21 protein-coding genes are annotated in these 20,841 nt (G+C 67.1%); 13 read left to right on the top strand and 8 right to left on the bottom strand.

Annotation, left to right across the window (positions count from 1 at the left end; genetic code table 11):
* Positions 1-219 precede the first annotated feature (219 nt).
* Positions 220-1,362 carry a transcriptional regulator gene (locus ALI22I_RS00995; RefSeq protein ID WP_338013452.1) on the top strand — a complete coding sequence of 381 codons (1,143 nt, stop codon included), beginning with the start codon at positions 220-222 and terminating at the stop codon, positions 1,360-1,362.
* Positions 1,359-1,709 (top strand): signal peptidase I, encoded by a 351-nt coding sequence (locus tag ALI22I_RS00990; RefSeq protein WP_077003693.1) that lies wholly within the window; start codon positions 1,359-1,361, stop codon positions 1,707-1,709. Before ALI22I_RS00995 ends, ALI22I_RS00990 begins: the two co-directional genes overlap by 4 nt.
* On the opposite strand, the gene ALI22I_RS00985 is transcribed toward ALI22I_RS00990, so the two are convergent.
* The gene (locus tag ALI22I_RS00985; RefSeq protein ID WP_238597998.1) at positions 1,698-3,263 is read right to left on the bottom strand and encodes a transcriptional regulator; all 1,566 of its coding nucleotides are present in this window, start codon (positions 3,261-3,263) and stop codon (positions 1,698-1,700) included. The two genes, ALI22I_RS00990 and ALI22I_RS00985, sit on opposite strands and share 12 nt — an antisense overlap.
* 284 nt (positions 3,264-3,547) lie before the next feature.
* Here ALI22I_RS00985 and ALI22I_RS00980 point away from each other — a divergent pair, with 284 nt between their 5' ends.
* Together ALI22I_RS00980 and ALI22I_RS00975 are read left to right on the top strand one after the other, a co-directional pair.
* Positions 3,548-4,405 carry a helix-turn-helix domain-containing protein gene (locus tag ALI22I_RS00980; RefSeq protein ID WP_077003692.1) on the top strand — a complete coding sequence of 286 codons (858 nt, stop codon included), beginning with the start codon at positions 3,548-3,550 and terminating at the stop codon, positions 4,403-4,405.
* The gene (locus ALI22I_RS00975; RefSeq protein WP_077003691.1) at positions 4,405-4,656 is read left to right on the top strand and encodes a zinc finger protein; all 252 of its coding nucleotides are present in this window, start codon (positions 4,405-4,407) and stop codon (positions 4,654-4,656) included. The genes ALI22I_RS00980 and ALI22I_RS00975 overlap by 1 nt, the downstream gene beginning before the upstream one ends.
* A 174-nt stretch (positions 4,657-4,830) precedes the next feature.
* Here the strand turns inward: ALI22I_RS00975 and ALI22I_RS48360 are convergent, their stop codons facing one another.
* Positions 4,831-5,643, bottom strand: coding sequence for a hypothetical protein (locus tag ALI22I_RS48360; RefSeq protein WP_143531853.1), 813 nt, complete (start codon positions 5,641-5,643; stop codon positions 4,831-4,833).
* 1,047 nt (positions 5,644-6,690) lie between these two features.
* Here ALI22I_RS48360 and ALI22I_RS00970 point away from each other — a divergent pair.
* A complete protein-coding gene (locus ALI22I_RS00970; RefSeq protein ID WP_077003690.1) occupies positions 6,691-7,443 on the top strand; it encodes a tyrosine-type recombinase/integrase in 753 nt (250 codons plus the stop codon).
* 6 nt (positions 7,444-7,449) lie between these two features.
* Here the strand turns inward: ALI22I_RS00970 and ALI22I_RS00965 are convergent, their stop codons facing one another.
* Positions 7,450-8,001, bottom strand: a complete 552-nt coding sequence (locus tag ALI22I_RS00965) for an integrase core domain-containing protein (protein ID WP_202970522.1) — start codon at positions 7,999-8,001, stop codon at positions 7,450-7,452.
* 133 nt (positions 8,002-8,134) lie between these two features.
* On the opposite strand from ALI22I_RS00965, the gene ALI22I_RS00960 reads away from it, so the two are divergent.
* Positions 8,135-8,425: an integrase gene (locus ALI22I_RS00960; RefSeq protein WP_238597997.1), complete on the top strand. Its 291-nt coding sequence runs from the start codon at positions 8,135-8,137 to the stop codon at positions 8,423-8,425.
* Between the two features lie 676 nt (positions 8,426-9,101).
* On the opposite strand, the gene ALI22I_RS00955 is transcribed toward ALI22I_RS00960, so the two are convergent.
* Positions 9,102-9,545, bottom strand: a complete 444-nt coding sequence (locus tag ALI22I_RS00955; protein WP_077003688.1) for a peptidase inhibitor family I36 protein — start codon at positions 9,543-9,545, stop codon at positions 9,102-9,104.
* 230 nt (positions 9,546-9,775) lie between these two features.
* Between ALI22I_RS00955 and ALI22I_RS00950 the strand changes: the two genes are divergently transcribed.
* On the top strand, positions 9,776-12,592 hold the full coding sequence (locus ALI22I_RS00950; RefSeq protein WP_238597996.1) for an AfsR/SARP family transcriptional regulator: 2,817 nt from the start codon (positions 9,776-9,778) through the stop codon (positions 12,590-12,592).
* 162 nt (positions 12,593-12,754) lie between these two features.
* On the opposite strand, the gene ALI22I_RS00945 is transcribed toward ALI22I_RS00950, so the two are convergent.
* On the bottom strand, positions 12,755-13,411 hold the full coding sequence (locus tag ALI22I_RS00945; protein WP_077003686.1) for an IS630 family transposase: 657 nt from the start codon (positions 13,409-13,411) through the stop codon (positions 12,755-12,757).
* A gap of 161 nt (positions 13,412-13,572) precedes the next feature.
* Positions 13,573-14,667: an integrase core domain-containing protein gene (locus tag ALI22I_RS52750; protein WP_077003685.1), complete on the bottom strand. Its 1,095-nt coding sequence runs from the start codon at positions 14,665-14,667 to the stop codon at positions 13,573-13,575.
* 96 nt (positions 14,668-14,763) lie between these two features.
* Here ALI22I_RS52750 and ALI22I_RS00930 point away from each other — a divergent pair, with 96 nt between their 5' ends.
* The 4 genes from ALI22I_RS00930 (at position 14,764) to ALI22I_RS00915 (ending at position 17,287) form a co-directional block, all read left to right on the top strand.
* Complete coding sequence (locus tag ALI22I_RS00930) at positions 14,764-15,078, top strand: transposase (protein ID WP_077003684.1); 315 nt, start codon at positions 14,764-14,766, stop codon at positions 15,076-15,078.
* Positions 15,075-15,767, top strand: a complete 693-nt coding sequence (locus ALI22I_RS48355; protein WP_179118037.1) for an IS3 family transposase — start codon at positions 15,075-15,077, stop codon at positions 15,765-15,767. The genes ALI22I_RS00930 and ALI22I_RS48355 overlap by 4 nt, the downstream gene beginning before the upstream one ends.
* Positions 15,768-16,041: 274 nt before the next feature.
* Positions 16,042-17,076 (top strand): IS110 family transposase, encoded by a 1,035-nt coding sequence (locus ALI22I_RS00920; protein ID WP_202970520.1) that lies wholly within the window; start codon positions 16,042-16,044, stop codon positions 17,074-17,076.
* A gap of 13 nt (positions 17,077-17,089) precedes the next feature.
* The gene (locus ALI22I_RS00915; protein ID WP_083751319.1) at positions 17,090-17,287 is read left to right on the top strand and encodes an IS3 family transposase; all 198 of its coding nucleotides are present in this window, start codon (positions 17,090-17,092) and stop codon (positions 17,285-17,287) included.
* Between the two features lie 36 nt (positions 17,288-17,323).
* Here the strand turns inward: ALI22I_RS00915 and ALI22I_RS00910 are convergent, their stop codons facing one another.
* Positions 17,324-18,187, bottom strand: a complete 864-nt coding sequence (locus tag ALI22I_RS00910) for a hypothetical protein (protein WP_077003682.1) — start codon at positions 18,185-18,187, stop codon at positions 17,324-17,326.
* Between the two features lie 135 nt (positions 18,188-18,322).
* Between ALI22I_RS00910 and ALI22I_RS00905 the strand changes: the two genes are divergently transcribed.
* Positions 18,323-18,736, top strand: a complete 414-nt coding sequence (locus ALI22I_RS00905; protein WP_077003681.1) for a transposase — start codon at positions 18,323-18,325, stop codon at positions 18,734-18,736.
* Positions 18,737-18,923: 187 nt separating this feature from the next.
* Entirely contained in the window at positions 18,924-19,529 is a 606-nt protein-coding gene (locus ALI22I_RS00900) for a transposase (protein WP_238597995.1), read from the top strand.
* Here ALI22I_RS00900 and ALI22I_RS52745 read toward each other — a convergent pair.
* Positions 19,428-20,525 carry an integrase core domain-containing protein gene (locus tag ALI22I_RS52745; protein ID WP_077003680.1) on the bottom strand — a complete coding sequence of 366 codons (1,098 nt, stop codon included), beginning with the start codon at positions 20,523-20,525 and terminating at the stop codon, positions 19,428-19,430. The genes ALI22I_RS00900 and ALI22I_RS52745 overlap by 102 nt on opposite strands.
* Between the last annotated feature and the right edge of the window lie 316 nt (positions 20,526-20,841).

The raw sequence follows: 20,841 nt of genomic DNA, 5'->3' as shown, positions 1-20,841 counted from the left end.
TTCGCCGAACTCACGAACGACGCGCCCCTCGACCTGCCAGAGGGCGCGGCAGCCGACGCCGAACTACGCCTCAGCTCAGACCCGAACATCGTCGCCGCGCTGGACTGGCTCGACCAGCACGCCAACTGGGAGCCCGGAACCGCCCGCCGCGAGGTCGCCGCCCGCCTGGTCCGCCTCGACGTCCACGCGCTCCAGGACCGGGGCGTCCGCCGAGGTCGGGTGAACCAGCGCGACACCGCACGAGCACTCTCCGACTACTACGGCACGACCACCACCGGTCACGGCCGCTACGCCGCCCGCTTCGGCACCGGCACCCGCGCATCCACGACGGTGCTCACACACCCGGACTGGCTCGACCTCGACTGCCCCCTGATCCCGAGCCACGACCGACTCAAGCTGTCCGCCGTAACCCCGGACGATCACCTGACGATGGACGAGCAGAGCGCCGGACGCGCGGCTCAGCGGTTGGCCGAATCACTGGCGCTCGGCAACCGCATGGTCAACATGCCGCTGTACCGACTGCTCGACGTCGGCGTGAGGAAGCACGCGCTCGAAGGTGCCGTAGGCGTGACGAACTTCGTGGGGTACGTGGTGACGATGGACCTGCTCGAAGGCGAGCTGGTCGACGCGCTCACCACCGGCCAGCCGATCGCCCCCGGCGCCCTCCCCCTCCGCGACGTCTACCTACCCGACCTGCCCTCAGTCCTCGACGTCGCCGATCGCATGTGCGCGGGCGGAACCCTCGCCCTGACCGCGATCGCACGACCGGCCGACCCGGTCCGCGGTGAAGCGGACTACCTCCTGCTCGTCCAGGAACGCTCAGGCCACGTCATCAACGCCGCCCGCAGGCTGGCCGTGATTCCGAAGGGCTTCCACCAGCCGCTGACCGACTACCGAGCTGACGCACAGGTAGGTGCGACGCTCCGGCGCGAGATGGAAGAGGAGCTGTTCGGCCGCGAGGATTTAGACAACACGGTTGGCGACCAGCGCCACGCGGACCCGATGCACCCGAGCCGCCTGTCCGAGCCGATGCGCTGGCTCATGGCCGAACCTGGCCGGCTGCGCATGGAGTGCACCGGCTTCGGCTTGAACCTCGTGAGCGGCAACTTCGAGTTCGCGAGCCTGATCGTGATCGAGGACCCAAAATTCTGGACGGAGTTCGGCGGACAGATCCGGGCGAACTGGGAGTCATCGAACCTTCGCCAGTACTCCAGCCTCGACGCCGAACTACTTGAAGCGCTCGTTAACGATGTAGCGTGGAGCAACGAAGGACTGTTCGCGCTCCTGCAAGGTCTTCGCCGACTGCGAGAAATCGGCGGAAGCCGCGTGAACCTGCCAACGATCGAATGGGAGACAGAGTGACCGCCAACTGGCAAGCCGGGAACGCCGCCGAGGACGGGAGCGACACTCGCGGTTGGCTCGTCGGCCACTTCATCGACCCATCACAGGGCGTCCGGTCCCAAAAGGACGTCGAAGTCAAGTGGTTCACCCACCCGGCGGGCGACAAGCGTCCAGAGTGGACCTCCGATGACCAGCGCACGACGCTGGTCATGTTGGTACAGGGCAACTTCCGCGTGGACACCACCGAGGGCAACTCGACCATGACCCGCCCCGGCGACTACGTCATGTGGGGCGCGGGTGTCGACCACTCGTGGGAAGCACTCGAAGACTCGACCGTCCTCACGGTCCGCTGGCCGTCACAGACCTGACAGCTCGAACGCCGGCAGCCTCACCCGCGCGCCGCCGATCTCAGAAAGCCGCCGAAGTCCTTGGAGCAACGCGAACAGCCCTTCGTTGCTCCAAGACTCGTGCGTCACCAAATCGGTAAGCAACTCGTCATCGAGACTCGAATACAGCCGCAAGCCGGACGCTTCCCAGTTGGCTTCGACCTGCCCGCCGAAGCGCGGCCAGAATTCCTCGTCCTCGATTACGACAAGGCTCGCGAACTCGTAATTTCCGCTCACCAGGTTGAACCCGAACCCGGTGCACTCCATACGCCACCGGCCAGGCTCCTCGGCAAGCCAGCGCATCGGGACTGACCACCGGCCAGGGTGCATGGGCGAAGCCGCACGCCCCTTCCGCACCGCTGTGTCCACCTCGCTGCGCCCGAACAGCTCCTCTTCCAGCTCCCGGAGCAGCGTTGCGCCAACGCGCGCGTCCGCCCGCACGTCGGTCAACGGCTGGTGGAACCCCTTGGGGATGACCGCAAGCCGGCCTGCCGTGTTGAGCACGTGTCCCGACCGCTCCTGCACCAGCAACGCGTAGTCCGGTCCTCCACGAGACGCATCGTGCGGACGCGCGATCGCACACAGCGCCAGCACACCACCTGCACACACCCGCCCGCGTAGGTCGAGCACCGCCGCAAGGTCAGGGAGGAACTCCCGTCGAAGCGGCATCGCGCTTCCACTAACCACGGCGTCGACCAGCTCGCCTTCGAGGAGATCCACCGTCAACGCGTACTCGGCGAACGGCACCAGCCCAACCTCACCGGCCACCGTCGCCCCGACCTCAGCGCGCAACAGCCGGTAGAGCGGCAGGTTGGTCACGTGTACGCCGAGCGCGACGGATTCGGCAAGCCTCGACACGGCCGCCGTTGCCGCTCCCTCACTCAGCACACCACCGACGCCGTGCCGCCCGTTCGCCAACGTCAGCCGATCTCTTTCACCGCCGAGCGGAACGGCAAGGTCAAGCCAGTCGGACCGGGTAAGGATGCTGGTCACGACCTCATCGCTCCCCCACCGCGTCCCGTACACGCCGTAGGCACCGTCACGAACGCCGTAGTAGTCCGTCAGCCGACGGACGAGAGCGCTTCGACCGGCCCGGCTACGCCGAGCGCGCCGGTCAAGAGCAACGCCGGTCCGCCCCTCCGCGACCTTCGCCAACACCTCTCGCCGAGAGCTTCCGGCACCCCAACCCACACGCTCATCGAGCCAATCAAGCACAACCGCAAGGTCGACCTCATTCCGCGATGGCCGACCCGCCCCACCCTCACCTCCCGCATCCTCACGAACGGGCGGCGCAAGCAGCTCCTCAATGCCGATACCGAAGATGCTCTCCAGCAGCCGAGCAGTGACCGGCTTGACGGGACTCAGCGGCTCACCGGACGGCTTCCGGCCGGCGATCAACCGTTGCAGGTGTCGGACCCCGATGGTCCCGACCTCACCATGCTTCCGGGCGAACATCTCGGCGTACTCGGCGAACTCCTCCAGAGTCATCCGTCGTTCCCAAATCTTCTGCTCAAGCAGCGTCCGGAACGTCCGCACCTGCTCCACCTCCCCTCACCCACTGCTCGGCCGCAAGTCGCATCAGGTCGCTTCCAAGTCGTTCCGCTGACTATGCGCTGATGAAATGTTGATTTCAACCTGACATGGACCGCCGGTACCACGGTCCAGCGGGCCGTCCGGCGGCGCTGGCCTCCGTGCCACCTCAAGCGCCGCCGAACCTCACCGAATCGTCAGCGTCCGACCGTCCACACACCGGTTGGATCATGCGGCGGCCCGGAGCGCTTTTGTACCTCCGGTCCGCCGTGTTACCCACAAGGGGAGTCATGGAGACCACGACCGACAAGAAGCAGCAGCCGGCTCGACTGAGCACCGCCCGCAGCAGGGAACTGGGTGAGGAGCTACGCCGTGTCCGCCACCGGGCACGGATGTCGTCCGGGTTCGTCGCCGAGGCTCTGGGGTGGTCACTGGGCAAGCTCAGCAAGCTGGAGACCGGCAGCCGCGGCACGAGCACGTGGGAGATCGGCACGCTGCTGGGCCGGTGCGGCGCGGACAAGCCGACCCGTGACCGCATTCTGGCCATCGCCAGCGAACCCGACACGGGCAGCCTCATGCGCGTGCACAACCAGTCCCCAGACTCCGTGCTGGCCGTGTTGCTGCACGAGCAAGCAGCCCGAACTATCACCACCTACGAACCGCTCACGGTCCCGAGCCTCGTCCAGACAGAGGACTACGCCCGCGCCCTAACCGGCAACGAGCTGGCCGTCACGTCACGCATGTCGCGCCAAGAGTCCGTACGTCGCGTCAACCGCCCGGACACCGTCGTCTACATCCACGAAGCCGCGCTCCGCATCGCCGTAGGCGGCCCCAAGGTCACGCGGGACCAGTTGTTGCACCTGACCATTATGTGCGGCTGGCCCCGCATGAGCCCACGTGTGATCCCGATGTCCACCGAATCCACCACCGCCCTACGGCACCCGGCAACCCTGCTCACCTTCGCTGCCCCAACCAAACCGCTCGCATACACGGAGACCGACACGGCAACCGTGCTCCACGACGACCCCCAAGCCGTCACCACCTACGAAATCAAGATGCGCCACCTGGCCCGCCGCGCTCTCCCCACCGCACAATCCCGCGACATCTTCGCCCGCTGGGCCGACGCCTACGACCAGGAAACCCGCTGATGGCACTACGCCCGTTCCGCTGGCTCCCCCACAACGGCAGGCGCCACGCGATCAACGCAGACGCGACCCCCGACGATCACACCGCCACTCTCTGCGGCGAAGAACTCACCGTCCCCGCGTCCCGCGCTACGAAGGACGAATGGTGCTGGCCCACCTGCCCGCGCTGTGACGCAGCCTGGCGAACCGCCGAGGGCATCCCCACATTCCCCCGCCGAACCAGCCACAAACAGTACCCAATCACCATGATGTAAGCCTAGTTTTCAAGCCTCCAACTTCACGTAGCGCGTACGCCCGCAACGATTACCAAATTTCGACTAGAACTCCGATCGACCAAGGTCAACATCCGACGCACGCGGGCAATCCTTACCCACCGAACAGCAAGATCACATGCTACGACCGTCTGAAATTGCCTCTTCGCCATGTATTTAGGCAGAGTCGCCGCTAACTTCGAGTGCAGAGAGAACAAGCAACTTGTCTGCATCAGGTACCCTATCGAGCCACATCAAATGATGCACGAGCCTTCCCCTATTCGTCAACTTATGCTCCCTCAAGGACATGTTAGGAACCCTTAGCTTCATCCTTTCCGTTTCACGCGAAGGCGCCGCAATCATCTCACGTTTGCCGTAACCCAGGTCCGCAAACTGGTCATGCACATTCAACATTCTCCAACTTGCGATACCGCTTCCGACATCAACCGACGGAAGCTTTGAATCGCCTTCCATGCCGACAATCGACAGGAGAACGAGTTGCGTCCAACTTAGCTCGTTAGCATTTTTTACAACCCAATTGGCCGTTGAGATGTCGATATGCGATTCAAACGCAATATTCGCCATAAGATAGCCAATATACTCTACTTTTCTTTCTTCGTGTTGCCTTTGTGCCGCAACGAGCACTCCTTCGACAACCTCGTCCGCTGACGAGCGCTTACCTTCACGATGCGAAAAGAAGTCATCTTTACGTACTTCATCGCCAGCAGCAACGCGCTCGGAAAATGCTTGTGCAGCGTACTGGAATGCTGCGCCGATACGGACTTTTTCGCGCCGAGCTAGGGTTCGATGTGCAAGCTCTTTGAGACTGGCGCCCAATGCAGTCCCAAATCCAGCACCCGCAATCACCCCTTCAGGGCCAGCCACAATTGCGCCCAAAACAGCTCCAGCTGCCGATCCGGTTATCTCGGCGCCAGATTTCCAGAAACGAGCAATTCCGTCTTCCTCGTTTTTATCCGCCTTAGATGCCACTGCAAGATCGTACCCTTCCTGCACCGTCCTATGAGGGACGCAGAGCCTCCGACTCAGGGCACGTCAGGAAGAGCATCACGAGCGTGGATGCGCGGTCAGACGGCACTGAAGGCTGTCCCGACCTCCGCACGTCAGGCCGCCCCGTGCTCAAGCGCCGATGCGGGCCGAACGGGACACCTGAACGCAGACCCGTCCCCAACGCTCCTGCTCACGTTTATGCAGGTTGAGCCGACATAGGCGTGTCCCGTCTGCTCGTCTGCCAGTCCACTGGCAGACGAGCAGACGGGACAGACGACCTCCGCCGGGGACGTTTCGATCAGTCCGGATTCCCAAGCGCCACACGTGTGGATAGTGCGCAAGTCCGGCCTCGGACACTCAAACGTGGGGAATTTCCCACCGTACATCATGGCAGTACAGGCCCCCGATCGCAGCATGCGGTCGGGGGTTCAAGTCACTCTCGGGACTGAAGCCCGCCGTGCGGGGTGGTCGCGATGAGTGACCGGATCATCCCTCCGCTCGTGCCCGGCCGCGTCCCCCGCTCCGCGCCCGGCGGCACCCCGTCGACGACGAATCGACGCCCGCCCCACGGCGGCGCGGGCACGCCGCCGGCCGAGCCCGTGGGGCCACGGGAATTGGATCTGCGGCGTACTCCCGCGCCCGGTCCGGGTGAACTCCCGCCGATTCGCCTGCGGCACCTGCGCCGGTATTCCACGACGGTGCTCGACCACAAGGGTCGGTTGACGTGCAGCATGTTGTTCGACGTTCTCGGCTGGGAAGCGGGAACGCGGATCGACATCGCCGTACACGCCGGGACGATCGTGGTGCGCGGCGCCCGTGGCGGCGAGTACGAGCTGAACAGCCGGCGGTTCCTGCACATCCCGTCCCGTGTCCGGCGCTGGTGTTCCTTCGGCGAGCGCGAACTGGTGCTGGTGCGGGCGGTGCCGGAGGTCTCGGCGCTGCTGATCTTCGGTCAGGAACGGTTGGACCAGGCCCTGCCCGATCCGCGTCGGCTCGTGGACGCCGCCCGCGCCGTGGGGGTTCAAGTCGGTGATTCCGACGGTTCCGGCGCCGTCGCGGCGGGTGTACGGCACCTATTGGCGCAAGATCGTCGCGGTGTGGGGCGAGCGGCGGCTGGACGAGGTCACCGTCTCCGACGTCCAGGGGTTGTTCGAGTTCGTCAAGGCCGGGGTGGTGGTACGCAGGTCGGGCAACGGCGGTCAGGGCGCGGCCGAGCACACCTACAACGCGTTGTTGTGCCTGTACCGGTACGCGATGGACGAGGAACTGCTGTCGGTCCGGCAGAACGTGATGCTGCGGGTGGCCAAACCGAAACGGGTGCGGTCGCGCCGCCACAGCCTGGACCCGGATCTCGTGGCGAAGATCCAGGAGATCGCCTCGACCACCGGCAACGACCCCGGATTGGACGCGTTGCTGCTGCGGTTCCACATCGAGACCGCGGCCCGACGCGGCGGCGCGCTCGGATTGCGGCTGCGGGACCTGGACCGGGAGCAGTGCCTGGTGCTGCTGCGGGAGAAGGGTATGACGTCGCGGTGGCAGCCGGTGTCGCCGACGCTGATGGACACCCTGGTCCACCATGCCAAGCAGCGGGGCGCGCGGGACGAGGACAGTCCGGTGCTGCGGTATCACGATGGCACCCCGCTGACCCGCAAGCGCTACGAGACGCTGTGGGGGCGGATCGGCAAGCACGTCGACACGGTGCACACGCAGATGATCAGCACGCACTGGTTGCGGCACACCACGCTGACCTGTGGGTGCCAGAAGTCGGCATTGTGCCTCTGACCTGCGTTAAGCCGCTGCGGGCTCGTACTCGTTGATCAGGCCGCCGAGGATCGGTCTACGGCGTACCGACGCGTGGTTCGACTGAGGGATCGGGTGGTCCGGTCGTGGTGGCTTGAGTTGCCGGGCTCGGTGGGGGCGGCGGTGGTTGTAGTGGGATGTGCACCGGTCCAGTACTGACTTCAGATGGCGTTCGTTGATGATGAGCAGTCGGTCGGTGACCTCGCGTCTGACGGTGCCGACGAACCGTTCGGCATGGCAGTTCGCTTTCGGGCGGCGTGGTGGGATTTTCACGACCTGGATGCCGGCGTCGGCGAGGACGGCGTCGAACGAGGCGGTGAACTGGCCGGCCCGGTCGCGGATCAGGAAGCGGAAGTTGTCCGTCCGCACGCCGAGGTCCATCAGCGGGTTGCGGGCCTGTTGGGTGGTCCAGGGTCCGTCGGGGTTGGTGGTGGTGCCAAGAATGTGCACGTGGCGGGCGGCGACCTCGAGCACGAAGAACACGTGGACGCGCTTGAGGGTGACGGCGCGGTCGATGTGGAAGAAGTCGCAGGCCACCATGCCGGTGGCCTGCGCGCGGAGGAACCGTCGCCATGAGGTGTCGGTGTCACGCCTGCGGGGTGCCAGAACTGTGCTCTGAGCCGTTGAGCTGCAGTGATCGCGCACATGAGTCCCAGGGGCATGATCGTGAAGCATGGCGTTACGACTGCTGTATCTGATCTTCGCCCGGCTCGTCGGCTGGTGGGTTCTGCTCGGTCGCTCGTCGATGGTCAAGGACGTGGAGTTGCTGGTGCTGCGGCACGAGGTCGCCGCGCCGCGCCGGGCCAACCCTCACCTGCGGCCGGACTGGGCCGATCGCGCGGTGCTCGCCGCGCTGGTCCGCCGACTGCCTCGGCTGCTGCGCGGGCACCGGTTGGTGACACCGGGCACCGTCCTGCGATGGCATCGGCGCCTGGTCACGCAATGCCGTTGCTTCACTTATTGATCTATTACGGGGTGCAACGCGACAACTCTGGCAGTCGTTCTGCGGGTTGGTTATGTCAACACCCCAGGTGTCGCCGGTGCGTTGGTGTCGCAGTTCGCGAAGACGAGCCAGCTCCTCGGTGAGCGGACAGAGTTCCATGGCGCGGGCCGAGAGCCTGGGCGAGCTGGGGTTCCAGCCCGCCGGGCGATCGGCATGGTGGTGTTCGTACACGGCGACGTGCCCTGCGGCCGTCGGTATGTCCGTCCTGGTGGTCCTCGGGCGAGGTCTGGGCGCTCCACCACGTTGTCTCAGGTCTCTTGCATGGGTTGGTCAGTCGTCACCCGGTTCCAGGACCACGGCAGGAAGCCGGTCGGTCGCGACGGCGATTCGCACCCTCCCGCTGGCCTCGAACCTGGTCAGCCACCTTGCGGGTACGGTCGTTGCGGGTGCCGTCTCTCTTTTGTGGCGGTCGACGTGGGATCGCCGAACATCGGCTGACACTGGTGGCCAGGTCCGCAGATGGTGACGTGCATGGCGGGTCCATCGGTGGTCATTCGTGCTGGGTGGTTCCGCGCGAAATGACCAGGATTCGCGACAGCGCACATCCTCACGGCCCCGTCGGGTACCTGACGGGGCCGTGAGGGTGAGCTGGCACGCGGTACAAGTACCTGTTCCCGACCGCCTGGCCGCTGATGGATCAGCAGTTGTTGTCGGTGTGGGCCAGGTAGATCTTCCATAGCCGGTCGTTCGCGACTCCCATGCTTGCGCTCCGCGAGCCGCTTTCAATGCACACCTTCGCGCTATTGGCCCACTGGAAGGCGGCGTCGTCATCGCGTCGGTTCCAGTACGACGAGGTCTGATCGTTGAAGGCCCAGTCCTCGAGGTTCTGCCAGTAGCCTTCGTCCCGGAAGACCAGACGGCGGCCTTCGAAGTTGGCGTGCTCCCACAGGCACAGAGCATCCTCTGGGCACTTGGGTGCGGCTGCGGCTTCCATCGGCTGCGTCGTGGCGGTGTTCACGACGGCTTGGCCGGTGCCGGACGGTTCGGCGTTGCCGGTGCTGGTGCCTCCGAGCAGTAGCGCGACGGCGACCCCCGTGGTGACCAGCGCCGGGGCGAGCCTGGGTTTGAGTGCGGTGAACACTGTGACTCCTTCGAGTGTCGGCGGGTACGGGCCTGGTGTCCCGTACCCGGTTGCGGTGCAGTGGTTCCGCCGAACGCGCCTCTCGTGATGCCCGTGGTTGGAGGCGGTAGGTGTTCGGGGAAGTTCCCCCCGGACCGCCGCGTCGCCCACGCTGCTCGTCTGATCGTGGGAAAACCGTGCGAGCAACCTAAAACTCGCAGGTCAGGTGATATGCAGGTACAGAGGGGATCATGGAGCAGGGGGTTGTGATGACGGTGGGGTTCGGGCTGCTCGGCGGCGTCGAGGCGCATCTCGACGGTGCGCCGGTCGACTTGGGGCACCCGAAGCAGCGCGGGGTGTTGGCGGTGCTGCTGGTCGAGGCCAACCGGCCGGTGTCCACCGGCCAACTGCTCGACCGCGTGTGGGGCGAAGATCCCCCGACGCGGGGTCGGGAAACGCTCTACAACTACCTGTCGCGCCTGCGTGCGGCCCTGCCCGCCACCGACGACGTGCGCCTGACCCGCCGCTCCGGCGGCTACCAGCTCACCTTGGACGAGCAGACCGTGGACCTGCACCGGTTCCACCACCTGCTCACCCGGGCTCGGGCTGCCGGCGGTCGGCAGGCCCTGGAGTTGTTCGACCAGGCGCTGGAGCTGTGGCGGGGCGAGCCGCTGCCCGAACTGGACACGCCCTGGGCGATCGACCTGCGCGCCAACCTGGAACGGGAGCGTCTGGCCGCCGAGCTGGACCACGCCGACATCGCGCTGCGCTGCGGCCGCCACGCCGAGTTGTTACCCGGCCTGTCCGCCCGTGCCGCCCGCCACCCGTTGGACGAGCGCATCGCCGCCCACCTGATGCTCGCCCTGTACCGCAACGGCCGCCAGGCCGACGCCCTGGAGCACTACCAGCAGGTCCGCACCCGGCTGGCCGACGAACTCGGTACCGACCCCGGACCGCAACTACAGCGACTCCACGAGCGGATCCTCCAGGCCGACCCGGAACTGACCACCTCCGCGGACACCGAGTCCACGGCACCGGCGCCCGTGCCACGCCAACTACCGACCGCACCGAGGTCGTTCACCGGCCGAACGGGCGAGCTCGCCGCGTTGCCCGCCGCCCTGGACGCCGCGACCGCCGATCAGGGGGCGGCGGTGCTGGTCTCCGCGATCGGCGGGGCGGGCGGGATCGGCAAGACCTGGCTGGCGCTGCACTGGGCGCATCGGCACGCCGACCGGTTCCTCGACGGGCAGTTGTTCGTCGACCTGCACGGCTTCAGCCCGACCAGCCGGCCGGTGGAACCCGACGACGCCCTGCGCGGGTTCCTCACCGCCCTGGGCGTCGCCCCCGACCGCGTCCCGGACGACCTGGACGCCAAGGCGGCGCTGTACCGCAGCCTGGTCACGGGGAAACGGATGCTGGTGGTGCTGGACAACGCCGCCACCACCGACCAGGTCGCCCCGCTGCTGCCCGGCACCCCCACCTGCACCGTCCTGGTCACCGGCCGCCACCGGCTCGCCTCCCTGATCGACCGGTACGGCGCCCGCCACCTGCAACTGGACGTCCTCACCGCCGACGAGGCCCGCGCCCTGCTGACCGCACGCCTGGGCACGGACCGGGTGGCCGCCGAACCCGACGCCACCGACGACCTGATCGACCTGTGCGGGCGCCACCCGCTCGCGCTGACGATCACGACGCGCCACGCCCACACCCGTCCGCAGGTGCCGCTGTCCGAGTTCGCCGCCGAACTGCGCGAGCTGGGCCTGGACCTGCTCGACGACGACGACCCGGCCGCCAGCCTGCCCACGGTGTTGTCCTGGTCCCTGCGCCACCTCACCGACCCGCAACGCACCGTGTTCGCACTGCTCGGGATCACCCCCGGCCCGGACATCGACCTGCCCGCCGCCGCCTCCCTCACCGACCTGTCCCAGGCCCAGGCACGCAAGGCCCTGCGCGCCCTGGAGGACCACTCCCTGCTCGACCGGCACCCCCACGGCCGCTACGCGATGCACGACCTGGTCCGCGCCTACGCCGCCACCACCGCCCACGACCACCTCCCCGAGCCAGTACGGCAGGCGGCGTTGGAGCGGGTGGTGGACTTCTACCGGCACACCGCCCACACCGCCGACCGCCTCCTGGCTCCCCACCGTCAGCCGATCCGGCTTGACCCACCCGCACCCGGCACCCACCACCAGCAGTTGCCCGACCACGCAGCCGCGCTGGCCTGGCTGGACACCCACCACCGGCACCTGCTGGCCGCCCAACACACCGCCGCCGCCCACCACCGCCACCAGGCCGTGTGGCACCTGGCCTGGACCCTGGGCACCTTCCACCTGTGGCGGGGGCACCGCCACGACGAGTTGGCAGTGTGGCAGGCCGCCGCCGACGCCGCAGCCCACCTGCCCGACCCCGCCACCCGCATCCTCGTCCATCGGCGCCTCGGCGGCGCCCACACCGACCTGGGGCGACACGAGGAAGCAGCCGGACACCTGCACCAGGCCCTCGCTCTGGCCGAACACCACCATGACCTCACCGAACAGGCCCTCACCCACCACCACCTCGCGTGGGCCTCGGAGAACCGGGGGGACGGCCGGAAGGCATTGGAACACGTCCGACGCGCCCTGGACCTCTACCGCACCCTCGACCAACCGGTGCCGGAAGCCCGGGCGCTCAACGGAGTGGGCTGGTTCGCCGCCCGCCTGGGCGACTACGACACCGCCCGCACCCACTGCCAGGCCGCCCTCACCCTGCATCGACACCACCACAGCGCCGACGGCGAAGCGGCCACCCTGGACAGCTTGGGGTACATCGACCACCACACCGGCCACCACCCCCAAGCCATCCACCACTACCAGCAGGCCCTCACTTTGTTCCGCACCCTCGGCCACACCAGCCAGGTCGCCGACACCCTCGACCATCTCGGCCATCCCCACGCCGCCCTCCACCACCACGACCAGGCCCGCGCAGCCTGGCAGGAAGCCCTGGAGCTGTACCGGGAACAAGGCCGGACCACCGACGCCGAACGGGTACAACGGCAACTCAATGACCTGATCGACCCTCCCATCAGGTAGTGCGGTGACCACGAACGTTCACCGGGTCGGGGACACGCCGGGCGTGGTCCCTGGTTCAAGCCCGCGGTGATCCCATGCTCGGTGAGGTAGTCGCCGCCGAGCATGGAAGTGGGTCATGTCCGAGCCGGTCAAAGCACGTCGATTACAGTAATGCTGCGTTCCTCAAAGGTGGTAGACAAACCGGCGTCGCAGCTTCCTGGGTTTGTGTGTCGGACGGCCCCAGATCCAGGGCTTGGCGCGGGCGTTGAGGGCGGCTGTGGCCTGTCGGGTGGCGTGGTCGATCTCGTTGGGGTCGGCGAAGCTCTGTCCGGCCAGTGCTTCGCGGCGGAACAGTCGCCACCAGGGTTCCTGGAGGTTGAGCCGGCAGGCTCCGACGGGGATGAACGCGTGTTTGATGCGGGGGTGGTCGAGCAGCCATTCGCGGGTGGATTTGCTGTTGTGGCTGGAGAGGTTGTCGGTGATGACGTGGATGTCGCCGACCGGGTTGGCCTGTTCCGGCATCTCCAGGAACCGTTGGTAGTAGAGGCTGTTGCGCGATGATGCGGTGAGGGTGACGGCCTGGCCGTCGCGCACGCGGACGGCTCCGTAGACCCAAGTTCTCTCCGGTCCGCGGGAGTAGTCGAGGGGTGCCTTGATGCGGTGTCCGTCGCCGGACCAGCCGGGTGCGGGCGGGAAGGTGCGGGGGATGACGGGGCCGAGCTCGTCGGCGCAGACTACCGTCGCGTTCTCCGGCGGATCGGTGTAGAGCCCGACGATGCGTGTCCTTTTGGGACGAACTCCGGGTCGTTGCTCGTGGTCCAGGAACGGGTCCGCCGCCACCGGACGCCTTCGGCGAGCAGGATGCGGCGGACCTGGCTGCGTCCGACCGTGACGCCCTCGGCCCGCAGCGCCTCGCTCAGCGAGTCCAGCGTCCAGTGCGCCGGACCACCCTCCCGCTCAGCGCCCAGGGTTGTGCTTGCCGAAAATGTCGTCCGTGCAGGTCAGGCGGCGTGGTGGTACTCGTTGAGGATGCCGCCCAGTCGTGGCCGTCGGCGGATGTCGAGGCGGGTGACGGCTGCTTGGTCGGTGGCTGGTGGCAGCGGGTGTAGTGGCCGCGCGTTGGCGATGCCTTGATGGGGTCGGTGGGTGTTGCAGAACTGCTCGTACTCGCGCAGGGCGTGGAGCAGGTGCCGTTGGTTCCAGATGAGGGTGCGGTCGAGCAGTTCGCGTCGGCAGCTCCGGATCCAGCGCTCCATGATCGCGTTCATCCGCGGTATCCGGACACCGGTGAGAACGACCCGGATGCCGGCGTCGGCGAGGATGTCGTCGAACAGGGCGGGGAGCTTGCCGTCCCGGTCTCGGATCAGGAACCGTGCGGTACTGCCCGCGTCTTCGAGGTCCATGGCGAGGTTCTTGGCGGCTTGGGTGACCCAGGATGCGGTCGGGTGTGCGGTGGCGCCGAGGACGCGAACCCGGCGGCTGGCGTGTTCGATGACCACGAGTATGTACAGGCGGGTGCCGTTCAACGTGCGGGTCTCGAAGAAGTCGCAGGCCAGTAGAGCGTCGGCCTGCGAGCGGAGAAAGGCGGACCAGCCGGTGGCGGCGCGTTGGGGTGTCGGATCGATTCCGGCGTCTTTGAGGATCTGCCACACCGTGGATGCGGCGACCTTGATGCCGAGCACGAGGAGTTCTCCGTGGATGCGGCGGTAGCCCCAGGTGGGGTTCTCCCGTGCCAGGCGCAGCGCCAGGAGCCGGATCGAGCGGACGGTTCGGGGTCGGCCCCGCTGCTTGGGGCGGGACTCGACTGCGTGGCGGCGTGCGATGAGGTCCCGATGCCACCGCAGCACCGTCTCCGGACGTACCAGCAGTCGGAGCCGACGAAGCGTGTCGACGGGAAGTCGGTGCAGCAGTGCCGCGAGGAACGCCCGGTCGGCGGGGGAGAACCGCGGCCGGGCGTTGCCCAGCTGCCGTTCCAGGACCATGATCTGGTGCCGTAGCGCCAGGATTTCCACGTCCTTGTCCCGGTCGCTCATGGGCAGCAGGCGCAGCAACGCGAACGCGTTGGTCAAGCCCAGATAGGCCAGTCGGAGCAGCACAGCCGGTCATCATGCCGTGCTGGTCGACGTCACGGTGGATGGCAGCCGTGCCCGTGAGCGCTTCGAGGACTTGGGCTTCGTACGCTCTCTACCTGCATGGATGGGGTTATCGGCAGGCACAACCCATCCGAGTTCCGTCGCAAGGTGCTGGACCTGGTCGCGTCCGGTCGCCGTGTCGCGCAGGTCGCGGCGGATCTCGACATCAGCGAGCAGGTGATCTACACCTGGCGCCGCCAGGAGCTCGTCGACACCGGGCAACTACCCGGGACGACCAGCGTCGACAACGCCGAGCTGGTCGCCGCGCGCCGGCGGATCGCCGAACTCGAGGCCGAGGTCGCCGTCCACCGCCGCGCCGCCGAACTGCTCAAGGAGAGCAGCACCCCAACAGACGGTACGAGGCGATCACGGTGATCGCCTCGGAAGGGCGGTCGGTCCAGCTTGCCTGCCGAGTGCTCGGGGTGTCCGCGTCCGGCTACTACGGCTGGCGGGGCCGTGCACCGTCCGTGCGGTCGGTCCGCCAGGCGTGGTTGACCGATCTGATCCGCGAGATCCATGTCGAGTCGTTCGAGGTCTACGACGCTCCGCGGGTGCACGCCGAGCTGACTCTCGGCCGTGGGATCGTCGTCGGGCACAACACGGTCGGGCTTCTCATGCGCCGCAACGGAATCAAGGGTCTGCCCCACCGGCGCAGACCACGGCCGAAACACGACACACCCACGGCGGTGGACCTGGTCGACCGCGACTTCACCCGAACCTCGCCGAACCGGTTGTGGGTTACCGACATCACCGAACACCCCACTCGTGAGGGAAAGGTGTACTGCGCGGTCGTGCTCGACGTGCACTCCCGCCGCGTCGTCGGCTGGTCGATCGACTCCAGTCAGACCGCGGCCCTGGCCACGAACGCGCTCGGCATGGCGATCTCGAACCGGTCCCCGCTGTCGGACACGGTGATCCACTCCGACCACGGGGTCCAGTTCACGTCGTGGACTTTCACCAAGCGCACCAAGGAATCCGGGCTTCTACCGTCGATGGGCTCGATCGGCGACTGCTTCGACACTCAGTCCAGGATCGTGGGTGAGGAACACCGTCCGGGAGCCTGACTCGTCATACGAGTGGCCCTGGGGTGTCGTGCCGATGGCATGATGGGTCTGGATGCCGTCCCGGGGTCTGACCCGTGTTTCGATTGGCCCTTCGGGTGCCGATGCGTTGAACTGTCGGCTCCGGGACGGTGTCCCTCGCCACGATCGCGGTCCTGCGCGCGTGACCCGATAGGGGCCTTGCCCGGCATGATGAGTGTCCTGTCCGCGGGCGGACCGTCGATCGCACCCCAGCCCGTCTACATCGGACAGGAGTCCTGTGTCCGCTACTTGTGTTGTGACCCTTGGAGTTGACACCCACAAGGACGTCCACGTCGTGGTCGCGCTCGACCAGCTCGGGCGCCGCTTGGGCGTGGCCGACTTCCCCACCGACGACGCGCACCACCGGGCGCTGTGGGACTGGGTCGCCGACTTCGGCGAGCTACGGCAGGCTGGCGTGGAGGGAACCGGGAGCTTCGGCTACCGCCTGGCACAGTTCCTGACCGGCGCGGGAGTGGCCGTGTTCGAGGTCAACCGGCCCAACCGCACCACACGCCGACGTCGGGGCAAGTCCGATCCGGTCGACGCGGAGAACGCCGCCCGCACCGTGCTCTCCGGTGACGCCACCGCCACACCCAAGGCCCGCACCGGCCCCGCCGGGCAACTACGCGCCCTGCTCGTGGCTCGCCGCAGCGCGGTGAAATCCCGCGTCCAGGCCGAACTACAGCTGCGCAGCCTCGTCCTGGAGCTCGACGACGCGACCCGTGGCCGAGTGGACCGGCGTCGTGCCGCCGACCTCGTCGCCGCGTGCGCGGAACTGACCGCGACCGACGGGACCAGCCTGGGCCTGCGCGCGCTCGCCCGACGATGGCAGTACCTCGACCGGGAAGTACGCGACAGCGACAGCGCTGTCGAACTCCTCGTCCGCCAGACCGTGCCTGGACTACTCGCCCAGCCGGGCATCGGGCCGATCTGCGCCGCCCAGCTCCTGGTCACCGCGGGCGACAATCCCGAACGCCTGGGCAGCGAGGCGGCCTTCGCTGCGCTGTGCGGCGTCAGCCCGGTCGAGCACTCCAGCGGCAAGACCCAACGCCATAAACTCAACCGCGGCGGCGACCGGGCCGCCAACAGTGCACTGTGGACGATCGCCGTCAACCGGCTCATCCATGATCCACGGACCCGCGAGTACGCGGCACGCCGCACCGCCACCGGCTCCAGCCGCAAGGAGATCATCCGGCTGCTCAAACGCTACATCGCCCGCCAGGTCTTCGGCGAGATCATCCGTGCCCTCACGCCCCCGAAAACACCCGCCGCGGAGCGACCCTTGACATAGGGGCATCAACGCCATGATCGAATCGTTCTGGGGACGCGTGCAGACCGAACTGCTCGACCGCCAACGGTGGCGCACCCGCCTCGAGTTGGCCAACGCCCTGTTCGAGTACCTCGAGATGTTCCACAACCGCCGCCGACGCCACACCGCACTCGGGATGCTCACACCGATCGAGTACGAACTCCGACACGCCAGGATCGCTCCAGTAGCCTGAACTCCAGTAACCCGACTCCGCACAACGGGGTGAGGATCATGCGGGTACAGCCTCGATCCGTGGAGCAGCGCCCACCGAGCCGTGCACCACAAGCCGATCGAGGCCGATCGCTATCCGCAACAGTGTCCTGCGACGGTGCAGCATGCCGTGCTGTGTCCACTCCAGGGTCAGGGCACTGTCGTCGACCATTGAACTGGCCGGACCCAGGTTCCGCCACTGGGTGCCGGTGAGAAGGTCCCAGAACCGGTCCTGAGACTCGTCCAGACGTCGGCCGAGGATGGGAGTCGGCCGGAAACGCAACGCTCTCGCGGAATCGGCGGCGGAGTAGGCGGTACGAGCTTCGCCCAGGGCGTCCAGCAGGGCACGACCGGCGGCTTGCGCCGGCTTCCCGGCCAGCGCGACGACCTGTCCGGCCAGCTCGGTCCCGAGGTTGTAGAGCCCGGAGCGCAACTCCCACCGCGGTTCGTATCCAAGCAATGCGAACGGCAGCATGTGCGGCGCACGCCACCAGGAGTAGGTGCGCGCTACCTGCAGCCGGTGCCGCGGGTCGGCGTACCAGGCCCACAGCTCTCGCGCCTTTGCCAACTCCAAGTCAATGAGGGCGAGCCGGGCGTGTTGCCATCCAGCGTCGGGAGAGCCGTCCGACAACCGGCTGCGGGTGAACTCCTGTAGTTCGAGGTCCACCAGCTCTGTGCGAGCCTCGACCCTCAGCCGGCAGTCGCTGCCCACACATTCGTAGTACATCGCTGTGCGGGAATAGCCTGACTGAGGCGGCTGCATAGCACGCAGGACGTGACCGCAGCGGGCGCAATGCACCATCCGGTCTCCTACGCGCATCACGACGTCTCGCTCGGCATTAACGGCCTTCGTGAGCACCGCCGTGAACATGTCCCGATCCACGGCAGAACCTCCTCGGTGCGACGGCGCGCATTGCTCGCGACATCACAGTAGCTGGCGTGGCAGGGACCGTGAGGTTCACCCAGGTTGTGGACACCGAGTTGGCAGGATCAGAGGTCCTGTTGGAAGGATGTCCTCATGCCTCCTCGTAAGCGCCGGTCGTACACGGCCGAGTACAAGGTCGAGGCCGCGCATCGTGTGATCGATTCCGGCCGCACGATCACCGAGGTCGCCCGCGAGCTGGGAATCGACGCGGGGATGTTGAGTGTCTGGGTCAAGGACGAGCGGCGCCGGATCGCCGCGGCCGAGGTCCATGGGGACAAGCCCCTGGAAGCGGCCGAGCGGGCCGAGTTGTCGCGGTTGCGGCGGCAGGTGGCCGAGCTGGAGAAGGGCAACGCGTTCCTGGTAAAAGGTGTGCCACGAACACGGGAAGCTGCGTGGAGTAGGTCAGGTAGCCGATCGTGGTGCTGTGCGGATGACGAAGGGGTTGTGGCCCTTCGGAGTCGCCTGTCGGGTGGGAGACTCCAAACCACCTCATGCTGCGTTGGTTGAAAACCGTCGTGGCGAGCGATGAGGAAAAGGCACTCGTTGAAGGGGGTGGGTTCAGGCGGTGGAAGCATCTGCTTCGAGGAGGTCGGTGAATACCTCGCTGGGTTTGCGCCAGTCGTGGATCTTAGCTTGTCTTTTAAGGTCCCGGTCGGCGACGCGCACCCCGGTTAATCATGGAAGCAGCCCCTGGTTGATCATCACTCTTGCGACAGAAAGATGTTCGACCAAGGGCTGCGTGATCAGTGTGCACCATCTCGACCGCAACCGGGCACTCGGGGAGCTCTCCGGGTTCCGGCGGGAGTTCCACCGTTGCCTGACCCGTCGGGCGGACGGGTTGTTCGAGCTGGCCGATGCCGTGCTGTGCGCCGACGGACCGGTGCGGACCCTGGTGGGGTTGTCGCTCGAGGCGGAGCACCGCCGTGGGCACGGCGGTCTCTACGACGCGGTCAACAACGGCCGGATCGAGGTCGACCGGTTGCGTGACGCGCTGGTCGGGATGCCGTTACCACGCGCGGCAGACGGCCGTCTGGTGCTCGCGGTCGACGTCTCACCGTGGTTGCGACCGGATGGCGCGACCTGTCCGGACCGCTCGTTCTGCCACGTCTACGGACGCGGCAAAGGTGAGCACCGCATGATCCCGGGGTGGCCGTACTCGTTCGTGGCCTGTGCTTGCCGAAATTGCCGTCCGTGCAGGTCAGGCGGCGCGGTGATACTCGTTGAGGATGCCGCCCAACCGCTGCCGTCGGCGGATGTCGAGATGGGTGACCCCTGCTTGGTCGATGATCGGCTGTGGTAGCGCGTGCAGTGGTCGGGCGTTGGCGATGCCCTGGTGGGGCCGATGCGAGTTGTAGAACCGCTCATACTCGCGCAGGGCGTGGAGCAGGTGTCGCTGGTTCCAGACGAGGGTGCGGTCGAGGAGTTCGTGACGGCAGGTCCGGAGCCGGCGTTCCATGATCGCGTTCATCCGCGGGATCCGGACTCCGCTGAGGACGACCCGGATGCCCGCGTCGGCGAGGACGGCATCGAACAGGGCGGGGAACTTCCCGTCCCGATCCCGGATCAGGAACCGTGCAGGGCTGCCCTCATCCTCGAGGTCCATGACGAGGTTCCTCGCGGCTTGGGCGACCCAGGAGGCGGTCGGGTGCGCGGTGGCGCCGAGGATGTGGATCCGGCGGCTGGCGTGCTCGATGACCGCGAGCACGTACAGGCGGGCGCCGCTCAAGGTGGAGGTCTCGAAGAAGTCGCAGGCCGGCAGGGCGCCGGCCTGCGAGCGGAGGAAGGCCGACCAGGTCGTCGAGGTGCGCTCGGCCGCCGGATCGATCCCTGCGTCCTTGAGGATCTGCCAGACGGTGGACGCGGCCACCTTGATGCCGAGTACGAGCAGTTCGCCGTGGACGCGGCGGTAGCCCCAGGCGGGGTTCTCCCGTGCCAGACGCAGCACCAGGAGCCGGATCGACCGCACAGTCCGTGGTCGGCCGGGACCCTTGGGGCGGGACTCGGCCGCGTGGCGTCGCGCGAGGAAATCCCGGTGCCAACGCAGCACCGTCTCCGGACGTACCAGCAGCCTGAACCGACGGAGCGCCTCCGCCGGGAGTCGGTGCAACAGCGCCGCGAGGAACGCCCGGTCGCCTGAGGAGAACCGCAGTCGGGTCTTGCCCAGTTGGCGTTCCAGGACCGCAATCTGATGGCGTAACACCAGGATCTCCACGTCCTTGTCCCGATCACTCATGGACAGCAGGCGCAGTAGCGCGAACGCGTTGGTCACGCCCAGGTAAGCCAGTCGGAGCAGCACAGCCGACCATCATGCCGTGCCGATCGACCACAGCGTGGGTGCACGACCGCTTCCGCGCACCGCCTCTGCAGTCTCCCGTGACCTGCACGGATGGAGTTGTCGGCAGGCACACCGTCGAACCCACGGGCCGAGGTCTTGTGACCATGCCGGGCATCGGTGTCCACGGTGGAGATCAACCGGTCCTTGGCGACCTTAGAGGGCATCTGATCTACTTTTGGGTACTTCTGTCCGGTTTGCGTAGTTCGTTTTGCCAGGTTTGGGTGGATTCGCCGGTCAAACGCGGCTCATTATGTTAGTCATCGCCCAGTGGACCATC

The organism is Saccharothrix sp. ALI-22-I, assembly GCF_001984175.1.
Classification (GTDB): Bacteria; Actinomycetota; Actinomycetes; order Mycobacteriales; family Pseudonocardiaceae; genus Actinosynnema.
This window is presented reverse-complemented; position numbering and strand designations above follow the sequence as displayed.